This is a genomic window from Streptomyces sp. NPDC031100 (assembly GCF_055570785.1).
On sequence record NZ_JBVIGN010000026.1, the window covers coordinates 33,135 to 44,522 of the forward strand.

The following is an 11,388-nucleotide window of genomic DNA, read 5'->3' on the forward strand; positions in this document are numbered from 1 at the left end:
CCCCTTGCGTGTTGTTGCGCGCAACAGAGTGGCATACGCGTGCGGCGGGCGTGAGGCCGGTCAGTTCTTCTTGGTGGCCGACTTGGACGGACTTGCACCGGACGAGGGGGACTTGGAAGCCGACTTGGAGGGGGAAGACGACGGCTTCGTGGACGAACCGGTTCCGGAACCAGCGCCATTGGCCGCCGTGACGGACGCGACCGCCTCCTTCAGGGCCTTCTCCGCCGCCTTGGTCAGATCGCCGGCATCCGGGGTCTTCTCGCCCGCGAGACCGGCGCCGTTGTAGTCGAGCGTGACGACCACGTTCTCGACCCGGGCGACCACCGTCTGCTGTTTGAAGGCGCCCTCCTTCTTCTTCAGGTCGTAGCGCACCGCCGTCGCCTCGGCGCCCGCCCCCGCGACCGGCTCCGCCTTGCTGTTCTTCGCGCCGGACACGCTCTGCGCATCGCGGACCTGCTGGGTGAAGTAGCTGTGCGCCTGCTGGTTGCCCGAACCGCGGTTCGCGTCCGAGTCGAAGCGCAGCAGGGACACGTTCAGCCAGCGGAACTGGGAGCCCTTGACGCCGTTGTTGTCCAGGCTGGTCCAGGAGCAGGAGGAACGGCTCGCGGTGTCGTCGGACTTGCCCTCCTTGGCCGACTTGACGCCCTTCGGCACCAGATCGGTCAGGGTCTTCTTCGACAGCACCGTGCACGGCTCGGGAAGCTTGCGGTAGGCGGCCGCCTGCACGGTCGGGGACGCGCTCGCCGAGGGCTGCTCGCTCGAGCCGCCGCTCGCGGTCTGCTGGGCGCTCGCACCGCCCTTGTCCTTGGAGTCGCCGCTGTCCGAGGAGCAGGCGGCGGTGATCAGGACCGCGGGAACGGCTGCCGCGCAGACAAGAACGCGGCGAAGGCGCTGGGCTCGCTGATCCTGCTGGGCACGGTCGTCTCGCTGGGCTGCTCGCTGCATGGTTCCTTCACTCGTGACGCTCGGTGGTCGTGCGGGTTCCTGCGGGGCCACGGTACGCGGTGAAGGAGCTGTGCGGTTTCCGTTCGCTCGCTTTGCGGGCGGCGGCACACCGGGCGCCGGCGGGGGTCAGCCGTTGAGGGTGTCGTCCAGCTGGGAGGCCAGATTACGGGCCCTGTCCTGCATTTCCTTGCTGTCCGGGACCGTTCCCGTCGCCATCGGCTGCTCCTCGTACTCGATGGTGACGACGACGTTGGACGTGCGGAACACCACAGTCACCGTCCGCGGCTCGGCCGTCGAACCGGACGTGCTCAGCTGGTCGTCCAGATACGCCTCGTCACCGAGATCGGACAGCACGCGGGGCTGGAGATCGGCCGGAGCGGCCCCCGAGGAGCTGTCCGAGGGAGAGAGGGAGGGGGAGGGGGAGGCCATGTCGCTCGCGCCGGCCGTGGGGGTGGGCGAGCCGGTGGTCGAGGAGGAGGTGGGCGTGGGAGTGGAGGCGGAGGCGGAGGCGGAGGAACTCGGCTCGGGCAGGTCGGCGGCCGTCTCCATCTCCTGGAACAGCTTCTGCGCCTGGTCGTCGTCGCTGACCGTGTTGTCGTACGACACCACGCGCTCGAAGTCGACCGAGAGGCGGTCCGTTGCGTCGGCGGACTCCACCTTCCAGCGGCAGCCCACCTTGCGGTCGGTGTTGTAGGTGAGCGCGGCCTCGCCCTGGTAGGCCTTGTCCCGCTGCTCCGGGTCGGCGAGTTGCCTGATCCCGGGCAGCAGCGAGTCGAGGGTGTCGTGGTCGACCGCGCCGCAGGGCTCCGGGAGCGAGCGGTACTTGCCGGGCTGGGCCGCCACCGTCGCCGTACCGGCGCCGTCCGGGTTGGCGTTGTCCGTCGGGCTGTCGCCGCCGGAACCGCTCGTGCAGCCGGCCAGCAGTGCCGCGAGGAGGGCGGCGATGCCGGTTACATACGCCTTCCGCTGCACGGTCGGGCTCCTCTCGACGGTGTGCGCTCGCTCGGTGGTCCAGTGTCCCCGCTGGTTATTCGCTTGCCGCAGCGGGGCGCTCCCTGGAGACAATGTGTATCGCACGCACTGCCGCGGACGCCGGTCTCCTGTCCCTTTCGTAGACCTTGGCGTCGATTTTGCGTTTTGATGCTTTTAAGCCTTTTGTTGGTTTTGTCGGGGGATTGAGGAACGTATGTCGTACGTGGAGATGCCGGGCGCGAAGGTCCCGATCCGGATGTGGACCGACCCCGCGACGGTCGAGGACGTGGCCCTGTGCCAGCTCCAGAACGTGGCGACCCTGCCGTGGATCAAGGGCCTGGCGGTCATGCCGGACGTGCACTTCGGGAAGGGTGCGACGGTCGGGTCGGTCATCGCGATGCAGGGTGCGGTGTGCCCGGCGGCGGTCGGGGTGGACATCGGGTGCGGGATGTCGGCGGTGAAGACGTCACTGACCGCCAATGATCTGCCGGGGGATCTGTCGCGGCTTCGGTCGAAGATCGAGCAGGCTATTCCGGTGGGGCGGGGGATGCATGAGGATCCCGTGGGGCCGGGGATGTTCCACGGGCTGGCTACGGCGGGGTGGGACGGCTTCTGGGGGCGGTTTGACCAGGTCGCCGATTCTGTGAAGTTCCGGCGGGAGCGGGCGATTACGCAGATGGGAACCCTTGGCCAAGGAAACCATTTTGTAGAGGTATGTGTCGATATGTCTGATTCGGTATGGCTCATGCTCCACTCCGGTTCCCGGAACATCGGCAAGGAACTCGCCGAGCACCACATCGGCGTGGCCCAGAAGCTCCCGCACAACCAGGGCCTGGTCGACCGCGACCTCGCCGTCTTCGTCGCGGAGACCCCGCAGATGGCGGCCTACCGGCACGACCTGTTCTGGGCGCAGGAGTACGCCAAGTACAACCGCATGCTCATGATGGCGCTCCTGAAGGACGTGATCCGCAAGGAGTTCAAGAAGGCCAAGCCGACCTTCGAGCAGGAGATCTCCTGCCACCACAACTACGTTGCGGAGGAGCGGTACGAGGGCATGGATCTGCTCGTCACCCGCAAGGGCGCGATCCGGGCCGGCTCCGGCGAGTACGGGATCATCCCGGGCTCCATGGGCACCGGGTCGTACATCGTGAAGGGTCTCGGCAACGAGAAGGCCTTCAACTCGGCCTCGCACGGCGCGGGTCGGCGGATGAGCCGTAACGCGGCGAAGAAGCGTTTCTCGACGAAGGACCTGGAGGATCAGACCCGGGGCGTGGAGTGTCGCAAGGACTCCGGCGTCGTGGACGAGATCCCGGGCGCCTACAAGTCGATCGACCAGGTCATCGACCAGCAGCGGGACCTGGTGGAGGTAGTGGCGAAGCTGAAGCAGGTCGTCTGCGTCAAGGGCTGACGCGAAAGGCCCCCGGTGCCGGGGGCCTCGCTTACTTGGTCACTGATCGCTGGGCATGGGCACTTGGCCGGTGCGCAGGCGCCAGATGCGGAGAGTGCAGCTCTGGGTGGTCCTGCCGAGTACCCCTGCGGCGGCCACGGGGCTGTTGAGCTCCAGCAGGATCCGGTCTTCGGTCTCAGTCCAGCGGCGCTGCGTGTGCGCGGCCCTCATCCCTGCGGGACGTACCCACGTCGAGAGCGAGTCGGCGGCTGCGTGCTTGCGCTCCAAGGACAGGCAGCTGGGATAGTACAGATCAGCGGCCAGACGCTGGGCCACCTCCATCGTGTAGAGGACGTTGTAGATGTTGTCGCGGGCGTTGCGCTTGAGGCTGCGCTCGGCTCCTGTCACGTCCCTGCCGTAGTCGCGCAGGCAGGCCACGATGGCGCTACTGGCCGTGGTCAGGGAGACGAAGGGGACGCCCTTGCTGGTGAAGCCGACCGAGCCGTCTGCGTCGATCAGGCCTCGGAGATAGTCACGACGGGAGAACGCGGTGTTCGGCGGAGCGATCGTCTTGGACTTCCGGCCGTAGGGCAGGCCGAGTTCGTTGAGTGTGGTCCGGGCGTCCAGGGAGCAGAGGGTCCAGATCGCCGAGGTGTGAGTCTCAGCGAAGTTTGTGGATCGGGTACGTCCGGTGATGCTGCTGTAGTACGGCGTCAGCTTCTGGAACGCCTGCAGGAGATCGGCGTCCCGCACGCTGATCTCGACCCTCAACTGCCCTTTCTGCCCTGGCCCTTGCTTCAAATATCCATCCGCCTGCAAGAACCCGAACATGTACGCATACTCGGGCACCGTGAGGTCCATGAACCGATGGGCGTTAGGCTCGCATTCAGCCACAGGGAAGCCTCCACTTCCTTGCTGGTCAGGCCCTCGCTCAGGACCGGCATCCCGGGCGAGGGCCGTCGCATTGATGTTGTGGCGCGAGCCTAGGTCGCCAGTTCACCTGCCGTTCGGGTGATCGATGAGGTTCGCCCGTGTGGGTTACTCGTGGCTCACTTCGCGTGCCGCACCGCGTAGATCATCACGAACGCCACGAAGTGGATGCCGAAGAGGAAGTAGGCGAGGAAGTACCAGACCTTGCGCTCGTCCTTCTTCTCCTGTTCCAGGCGGCGTTTCTCCAGGGAGTTCTCGTCGGTCATCACAGCTCCCGGTGGATCTTGGTGTTGGACGCCTGGGCACGGGGGCGCAGGACCAGAAGGTCGACGTTCACGTGGCTGGGGCGGGTGACCGCCCAGGTGATCGTCTCGGCCACGTCGTCGGCGGTGAGGGGCTCGGCCACGCCCTGGTAGACCTTCGCCGCCTTCTCCGCGTCGCCGCCGAAGCGGGTCAGGGCGAACTCGTCGGTCCTGACCATGCCGGGGGCGATCTCGATGACGCGGACCGGCCGGCCGAGGATCTCCAGGCGGAGGGTCTCGGCGAGGACATGGGCGCCGTGCTTGGCGGCGACGTAGCCCCCGCCGCCCTCGTACGTGCCGTGGCCCGCCGTGGAGGACACCACGACCACCACGCCGTCGCCGCTCGCCTCCAGCTTCGGCAGCAGGGCCTGGGTGACGTTCAGGGTGCCGATGACGTTCGTCTCGTACATCGTGCGCCAGTCGGCCGGGTCACCGCTCTCCACCGGGTCGGCGCCCAGCGCTCCGCCGGCGTTGTTGACCAGGACACCGATCGTCCGGAAGGCCGTCGCGAACTCGTCCACGGCCGCGCGGTCCGTCACGTCCAGCTGGTACGCGGTCGCCGAGTGGCCCGCCGTGGTGAGTTCCTCGGCCAGGGCCTCGATACGGTCCTTGCGGCGGGCCGTGAGGACGACGCGGTAGCCGGCCTCGGCGAGCTGCCGGGCCGTGGCGGCGCCGATGCCGCTGCTCGCACCCGTGACGACGGCGATGCGGGAGGCGGCGGACGGGGCGGCGGTGGCCATGGGCTGCTCCTGGGCTCGGTCGGTCGAAACTCCGTCCAGCGTAGGCGAGGCTCAGGTGCCGTTCCGCGGTGCCCACATGATCACGGCCATGCCGGCCAGGCAGATCAGGGCTCCGGTGATGTCCCAGCGGTCGGGGCGGAAGCCGTCGGCGACCACGCCCCACAGGATCGACCCGGCCACGAAGATCCCCCCGTAGGCGGCCAGGATGCGGCCGAAGTGGGCGTCCGGCTGGAACGTGGCGACGAAGCCGTACGCGCCGAGGGCCAGGACCCCGCCGGTCATCCACAGCCAGCCGCGGTGTTCGCGCAGGCCCTGCCAGACCAGCCAGGCGCCGCCGATCTCGAACAGCGCGGCGACGACGAACAGGGCGGCGGAGCGGAGGATCGACATGCGGGCAGCTTCGCACGCGGGTGCGGTGCCGCCCGCCGGCAGGTGTGGTGTCACCTGTTGGAGGGCGCCTGGCGGGCCCGCCCGCGTGGCATGCATCCGTACGGCATAGAGGGCGAAACCTGAGGCGAGGTGGCATGCGGATGAGGTCGTGGGTGCTGGGTGCGTGCGGTGCCGTGGCGGTGGCGACGGGTGTGGCCGGGGCGGCCGGTGCGGCCGATACGCCCGAGGCCGATCTGGCCTTCCACGGGAGCGCGGTCCTGAACGGGGACCAGGCGGAGGTCCGGCTCACTCCGAGCAACAACGGCCCCTCGGCCGTACCGGACGCGAGCGTGCTGCTGCGCTGGTCGGCGCCGCTGGCCGAGCAGCAGCACCTGCCGCAGGGGTGCGCGCGGACGGACGAGCGGACGGTGGTGTGCGAGACCGGGGCGCTGGCCGCGGACGAAGCGGGGCAGCAGATCAAGGTGCCGGTGCGGCTGAAGGACAAGCGGTCGGAGGTCACGCTGGAGGTGGCCACCGCCTGGAACGGAGGTGTGGTGGACAAGGACCGCTCGAACGACCAGCTGAAGGTGCTGGTCCTCGACACCGGGGATGCGTACGCCTTCTGAGGCGCCGGGACCGTCGTACGATCTCTGCACCACGCAGACGAAGGGGAGTGCGGCATGGCCGGGAACGGGACCGCGCGGTCCGGGCTGCTGGCGGAGCTGTCCGTGGTGTCCCGGCGGTACATGGCGTCGTACGCCCTGTTCAACCAGGCCGTCGCCGACCGGATCGGGCTGCACCCCACCGATCTGCAGTGTCTGAACCTGCTCACGCTGGAGGAGGAGCCGGTCACCACGGGCCGGGTCGCCGAGCTGACGGGCCTGACGACCGGCTCGGCGACACGGCTGGTGGACCGGCTGGAGCGGGCGGGGTACGTCGTACGGCAGCGGGACGCGACGGACCGGCGGCGCGTGCTGGTGGCGACCGTCCCGGAGAAGATCGCCGAGTTCGGGCGCATGTGGGACGCGCTGGCCGGTGACTGGTCCCGGATCTTCGACGAGCTGGACGACACGGAACTGGCCGCGATCGTCCGGCACATGGAGCGGACGGTGGAGTTCAGCGGGGAGCAGATCGCCCGGCTGCGGGAAGGGCGCGGATAGGCCACGGCTAGGCCGTCTGGGTCTGCCTACTTCGCGGGAGCTTCGAGCTGGCGGGGCCGGGCAGCAGGTCGCGGGCGGCCCGGAGGACTTCCTCTGTGGCGGCGGTGGGGCGTCGTCCGCCGACCCGGCCGTGCGCCCGGTGCCGCGGGTCCGGGCGCCGGCTCCTCCTCTGCCCGGTCCTCGCGCCGGCGGCGGGCGGCGTCCGCGCGGGTCGCGTCGAGGAACTTGCGCCAGGCCACGGTGATCAGCCAGCCCCTCGCGTCCCGGGGCGGGTCGGCCGGCCAGACCCCCGGCCAGACCCGGAGCGCCTCGACCAGAGCGTCCTGTACGGCGTCCTCGGCCGCCGTGAAGTCGGCTCCGCGGCGGACGAGGACGGTGAGCACGCTCGGTGTGAGGCTCCTGAGCAGGGCCTCGTCCATCGGTGACGTCACTCCGTGATGGTGGGCTGCACGCCGTAGAACGGGCGCACCTCCAGCCACTCGTGGATCGGCTTGCCGTCGTAGCGGACCCACGCTCCCTCGGGGGCGAGCGCCTGAGCGTCGACGAACTCGCCGGTCTTCTCCAGCCGGGCCGCGAAGTCGTTCATGTACTGCACATGCGCCGAGATCTCCTCCGGGCTCTACTGGTCCATCGGCACCCGGATCAATCTCCTGCCGCGGGTTCATGCAAGCTGGGCCGGCCAAGACGGCGCCTGTAACGCAGCTTGTTGAGGGAACCGCCACCGGTGGTGTCCTCCACGGCTGCGCCGTCGGCCTGCCAGCCGGCGGCTTCGTAGAAGCGCCGGGCACGTTCATTGTCTTCCAGGACCCACAAGGTGGCTTCGGTGTAGCCGGCCCGTCCGAGAATCATCAAGGTGGCCAGCATCAGCTGTTTCCCGATCCCAGTGCCCCAGGCCTCGGGCAGTGCGTAGAGCGTGCCGATTTCCGCGCCGACAGAGGTCTCCTGAGATGGGCCGAATCCTGTGAATCCCACGATCCCCGCCTCGGTTTCGGCCACCAGTACTCCCGACGCCGGCCACTGTGCCTCCGCGATGCGTGTCCTCCACGCAGACTCCTCGTAGCTCGGGTCCATGGCGTCGAGGTAGTGCTGGGGGACAAGACCGGCAAAGGCGACCCGCCAGGAGCGCACGTAGACACCAGCTACTGCTGATGCGTCATCGGGACGAGCCTGTCGCGTTTGCATGGCCGTCATTCTTCAAGTGCCCACGAGGCGGGCCAAGTTCTTTTCCCGAGGGCGATGCTGGACGTTCGGCCGGCTTTTCCGGCAGTCAATACACCTAGCGGGTCTCGTTCCGCGGGCGTGATGCCTGGGCCACGAGGAGCAGGAGCAGGCCGCAGGCGGCGACCGTGAGCCAGCCGGGGCGGGACGCGTGGGCGAGCCCCGCGGCGTTGGTGCCCGCGGCCAGGCCGCCGGCGAGGGCGATGCCGAGCGCGGAGCCGAGCTGGCGTGCGGTGGAGGTGATGGCTCCGGCCACCCCGGCGCGGGCGGGAGGCAGTCCGCTCACGGCGGTGTTGGTGATCGGGGCGTTGGCGAAGCCGAATCCGGCGCCGATGAGCGCGTAGGCGGTCAGGAGCAGCGGGAGGCTCGTGTGCCGGTCGAGCCCGACCAGGCAGAGACCGCCCGCGGTGATGAAGCCGCCGGCCAGGAGGAGCGGCGGCCGGGGTCCGGTGCGGCCGACCAGGTGCCCGGACAGCGGTGCGCAGACGGTTGCGGCCAGTGCCATGGGCAGGGTCGCGGTGCCGGCGGCCAGGGGTGTCCAGCCGCGGGTGTGCTGCAGGTAGAGGGTGTTGAGCAGCAGGGTCACGTTCAGGGCGACGAAGACCGCCACGGCGCCGAGGACCGCGCCGCTGAAGGCCGGACGCCTGAAGAGCCGTAGGTCCATGAGGGGTTCGCGGCGACGGGTCTCGACCCGTACGAAGCCGGCTGTCGCCAGGGTGGCGACCGCGTACCCGGTCAGGGCCGCGGGCGAGGTCCAGCCGATGCGGGGTCCTTCGATGAGGACGGCGACGGTGACCCCGATGAGCACGGTCAGCAGGACCTGACCCGGGAGGTCGAGCCGCCGTCCTCCGTGCGCGGCCCGGGACTCCGGCACGAACACCGCGCTGAGGACGAGGGCGGCCACGATGACCGGGGCGTTGATCCAGAACACCGACCGCCAGCCGAACGCCGCGATGAGCGCCCCGCCCGTGACCGGGCCGGCGGCCATGCTGAGGCCGAAGACCGAGGCCCAGACGCCGATCGCCTGCGCTCGCTCTCTCGGGTCCGGCATGGCGTTGACGACGATGGCCAGGGCCACGGGGCTCAGCATGGAGGCGCCCACTCCTTGGACCGCGCGGGCCCCGACGAGCAGGCCCGCCGACGGTGCGAGGGCGCACACCAGCGAGGCGGCGCCGAAGACGGCCAGGCCGGACTGGAACACCCGGCGGCGGCCCAGCCGGTCCGCCAGTGCGCCGGAGGAGATCAGGAGGCCGGCCAGGACGAGCGTGTAGGTGTCGACGGTCCACTCGAGGCTGCGCGTGCCGATGCCCAGGCCCTGTCCGACGGCCGGCAGGGCCACGTTGACGATGGTGGTGTCGAGGCCCACCAGGAACATGCTCAGGCAGCAGACGGCCAGCACCGTCCAGCGTCTTCGGGCGCTGAGCAGGGGCGGCTGAACGGGCTGGGGCGCGGCGATTGCGGTCACGTCCTACCTCGCGGGGTCGGGGGCGGGTCTGTCCGGCCATGCTGTGGCCGCACACCGACCGCGCCCCAGTCGTTTTGCGAAGGCGGCAAAAGACCGGCTTCCCGGCTGGGCACTGTCCGGCGGATCATCAGGGTCGTGTGGGCCCGCCGCCGTCGGCAGACGGACAGGTACCCGATGACGACGACGGCGCCGCGCGATCAGGCGGGGTTCTCCGCGTCGTACCGCTCGCGGGCGTCCCGCACCTCCACGAAGTGGGTCTCCGCCCACTCCTTCACCGCGGTCAGCAGGCCGGCCAGGCTGCGGCCGAGCGGGGTGAGCTCGTAGTCGACCCGGACCGGGACGGACGGGGTCACCGTGCGGGAGACGATGCCGTCGCGCTCCAGGGTGCGCAGGGTCTGGGTGAGCATCTTGGGGCTGACGCCGGCGACCCTGCGGCCGATGTCGCTGTAGCGCTGGGGGCCGGGGGCGAGCGCCGCGACGACGAGGCTGACCCACTTGTCGCTGAGCCGGCCGAGGAGCTGGTTGGTGGGGCACGCGGCCAGGAAGGCGTCGTAGTCGTTACGGGCCTGCTCGCGCCGCTGGGCTGCGGTCAAAGTCGCCATGGCTCTCCTCCGGGTCCCCTACGCACTCTGAGGTAACTACTTACCAGTGGATAGTAGCTCTCCTAGGGTTGGTGCTGCGGCCGGGAAATAGCCGCAAAGACATCAAATGCCTGGTAATCGGGGAGAGTTGACATGCGTGCTGCTGTGGTGACGACGTTCGGCGGTCCGGAGGCCGTGGAGATCGCGGACGTGGCGATCCCGGAGCCGGGCGCCGGACAGGTGCGGATCAAGGTGGCGGCCGGCGCGGTGAACCCCGTGGACCTGGCCGTGCGGGCCGGTTTCTTCGGCGGGGCGGGGCGGACGCTGGGGCTCGGCTGGGACGTGGCCGGGACGGTGGACGCGGTGGGGGTGGCCGCGGCCTGGCAGGTCGGCGACGAGGTGGTGGCGCTCGCGGCAGGCGTGGCCGATCCGCTGGGCGCGCACGCCGAGTACGTCGTCGCACCGGCGGACGCGGTGGCCAAGGCGCCGGCCACGGTGGACGCGGTACACGCCGGCGCCCTGCCGCTGAACGCGCTGACCGCCGCCCAGGCCCTCGACCTGATGGACCTGGCGCCGGGTGCGTCGCTGCTGGTGACCGGTGCCGCGGGCGCGGTCGGCGGGTTCGCCGTCCAGCTCGCCGCGCAGCGGGGAATCGCGGTGACCGGGCAGGCCCGGGCGGCCGACGAGGAGCTGGTGCGGTCCCTGGGGGCCGCGGACTTCACGGCCGACGGGGTTGCGCCGGGCAGCGTGGACGCGGTGCTGGACGCGGCGATGCTCGGGGAGCCGGCACTGGAGTGGGTACGGGACGGCGGCGTCTTCGTCAGCGCCCAGCCCGGCCGCCAGCCCGCCCCGGTGCGCGGGGTCCGGACCACGGCCGTGGCGGTGACCGCCGACGGGGCCCGGCTGGCGGAGCTGGTCCGGCTGGTGGACGAGGGGGTGCTGACCCTCCGGGTGGCCGAGACCTACCCCCTGGACGAGGCGGCCAAGGCGCACGCCCGACTGGCCGAGGGCGGGGTGCGGGGACGGCTGGTGCTGGTGCCGTAGGGGAGGCGGGCGGTTGATGCGCCCGCCCCGCCGGACGGTCGGTGTGCCCGCCCCGCCGGGTGGCTGACGCTCGCCCCGGCTGGGACCCGACCGATCTTCGGCCGTCGCGCAGGGAGCAGGGAATAGCTCGGACCGGGTCGCCGTTCAGGGATATAGTTGAACAGTCAACCACCTGGAGGATGAGCGACCATGCAGTTCGGGATCTTCACGGTCGGCGACGTCACGCCGGATCCCACGACGGGGCGTACGCCGACCGAGCGCGAGCGGATCAAGGC

The 11,388-nt window shown here is 70.2% G+C and carries 13 protein-coding genes and 2 pseudogenes; 4 read left to right on the forward strand and 11 right to left on the reverse strand.

Going from position 1 to position 11,388, the window contains the following annotated elements:
• Positions 1-60 precede the first annotated feature (60 nt).
• Complete coding sequence (locus ACZ5DS_RS41970) at positions 61-945, reverse strand: DUF3558 family protein (RefSeq protein ID WP_468249644.1); 885 nt, start codon at positions 943-945, stop codon at positions 61-63.
• Between the two features lie 126 nt (positions 946-1,071).
• Positions 1,072-1,917, reverse strand: coding sequence for a DUF3558 domain-containing protein (locus ACZ5DS_RS41975; protein WP_468249647.1), 846 nt, complete (start codon positions 1,915-1,917; stop codon positions 1,072-1,074).
• A 214-nt stretch (positions 1,918-2,131) separates the two neighbouring features.
• Here ACZ5DS_RS41975 and ACZ5DS_RS41980 point away from each other — a divergent pair, with 214 nt between their 5' ends.
• Positions 2,132-3,325, forward strand: coding sequence for an RtcB family protein (locus ACZ5DS_RS41980; RefSeq protein ID WP_468249649.1), 1,194 nt, complete (start codon positions 2,132-2,134; stop codon positions 3,323-3,325).
• 39 nt (positions 3,326-3,364) lie between these two features.
• Here ACZ5DS_RS41980 and ACZ5DS_RS41985 read toward each other — a convergent pair whose 3' ends face one another.
• From ACZ5DS_RS41985 to ACZ5DS_RS42000, 4 genes are all read right to left on the reverse strand, one after another.
• Positions 3,365-4,165, reverse strand: a complete 801-nt coding sequence (locus ACZ5DS_RS41985) for an LAGLIDADG family homing endonuclease (RefSeq protein WP_468249651.1) — start codon at positions 4,163-4,165, stop codon at positions 3,365-3,367.
• Positions 4,166-4,353: 188 nt separating this feature from the next.
• Positions 4,354-4,500 (reverse strand): hypothetical protein, encoded by a 147-nt coding sequence (locus ACZ5DS_RS41990; RefSeq protein WP_468249654.1) that lies wholly within the window; start codon positions 4,498-4,500, stop codon positions 4,354-4,356.
• Positions 4,500-5,276 (reverse strand): SDR family NAD(P)-dependent oxidoreductase, encoded by a 777-nt coding sequence (locus ACZ5DS_RS41995; RefSeq protein WP_468249656.1) that lies wholly within the window; start codon positions 5,274-5,276, stop codon positions 4,500-4,502. The genes ACZ5DS_RS41990 and ACZ5DS_RS41995 overlap by 1 nt, the downstream gene beginning before the upstream one ends.
• A gap of 51 nt (positions 5,277-5,327) precedes the next feature.
• Positions 5,328-5,666, reverse strand: a complete 339-nt coding sequence (locus ACZ5DS_RS42000) for a YnfA family protein (RefSeq protein ID WP_468249658.1) — start codon at positions 5,664-5,666, stop codon at positions 5,328-5,330.
• A gap of 140 nt (positions 5,667-5,806) precedes the next feature.
• On the opposite strand from ACZ5DS_RS42000, the gene ACZ5DS_RS42005 reads away from it, so the two are divergent.
• Together ACZ5DS_RS42005 and ACZ5DS_RS42010 are read left to right on the forward strand one after the other, a co-directional pair.
• On the forward strand, positions 5,807-6,271 hold the full coding sequence (locus ACZ5DS_RS42005) for a hypothetical protein (protein ID WP_468249661.1): 465 nt from the start codon (positions 5,807-5,809) through the stop codon (positions 6,269-6,271).
• 54 nt (positions 6,272-6,325) lie between these two features.
• Entirely contained in the window at positions 6,326-6,805 is a 480-nt protein-coding gene (locus ACZ5DS_RS42010) for a MarR family winged helix-turn-helix transcriptional regulator (protein ID WP_468249662.1), read from the forward strand.
• A 134-nt stretch (positions 6,806-6,939) separates the two neighbouring features.
• Here ACZ5DS_RS42010 and ACZ5DS_RS42015 read toward each other — a convergent pair.
• From ACZ5DS_RS42015 to ACZ5DS_RS42035, 5 genes and pseudogenes are all read right to left on the reverse strand, one after another.
• Positions 6,940-7,224, reverse strand: a pseudogene (locus ACZ5DS_RS42015) (sigma factor); the annotation flags it as partial.
• Positions 7,225-7,232: 8 nt separating this feature from the next.
• A pseudogene (locus tag ACZ5DS_RS42020) lies at positions 7,233-7,451 on the reverse strand (YciI family protein).
• Positions 7,448-7,996, reverse strand: coding sequence for a GNAT family N-acetyltransferase (locus ACZ5DS_RS42025; protein WP_468249665.1), 549 nt, complete (start codon positions 7,994-7,996; stop codon positions 7,448-7,450). The pseudogene ACZ5DS_RS42020 and the gene ACZ5DS_RS42025 overlap by 4 nt, the downstream one beginning before the upstream one ends.
• Before the next feature lie 85 nt (positions 7,997-8,081).
• Positions 8,082-9,488, reverse strand: a complete 1,407-nt coding sequence (locus tag ACZ5DS_RS42030) for an MFS transporter (RefSeq protein WP_468249667.1) — start codon at positions 9,486-9,488, stop codon at positions 8,082-8,084.
• 197 nt (positions 9,489-9,685) lie between these two features.
• Positions 9,686-10,090, reverse strand: a complete 405-nt coding sequence (locus ACZ5DS_RS42035) for a winged helix-turn-helix transcriptional regulator (protein WP_468249668.1) — start codon at positions 10,088-10,090, stop codon at positions 9,686-9,688.
• Positions 10,091-10,222: 132 nt separating this feature from the next.
• Here ACZ5DS_RS42035 and ACZ5DS_RS42040 point away from each other — a divergent pair, with 132 nt between their 5' ends.
• Positions 10,223-11,113 (forward strand): NADP-dependent oxidoreductase, encoded by an 891-nt coding sequence (locus ACZ5DS_RS42040; RefSeq protein WP_468249670.1) that lies wholly within the window; start codon positions 10,223-10,225, stop codon positions 11,111-11,113.
• The last annotated feature ends 275 nt before the right edge of the window (positions 11,114-11,388 follow it).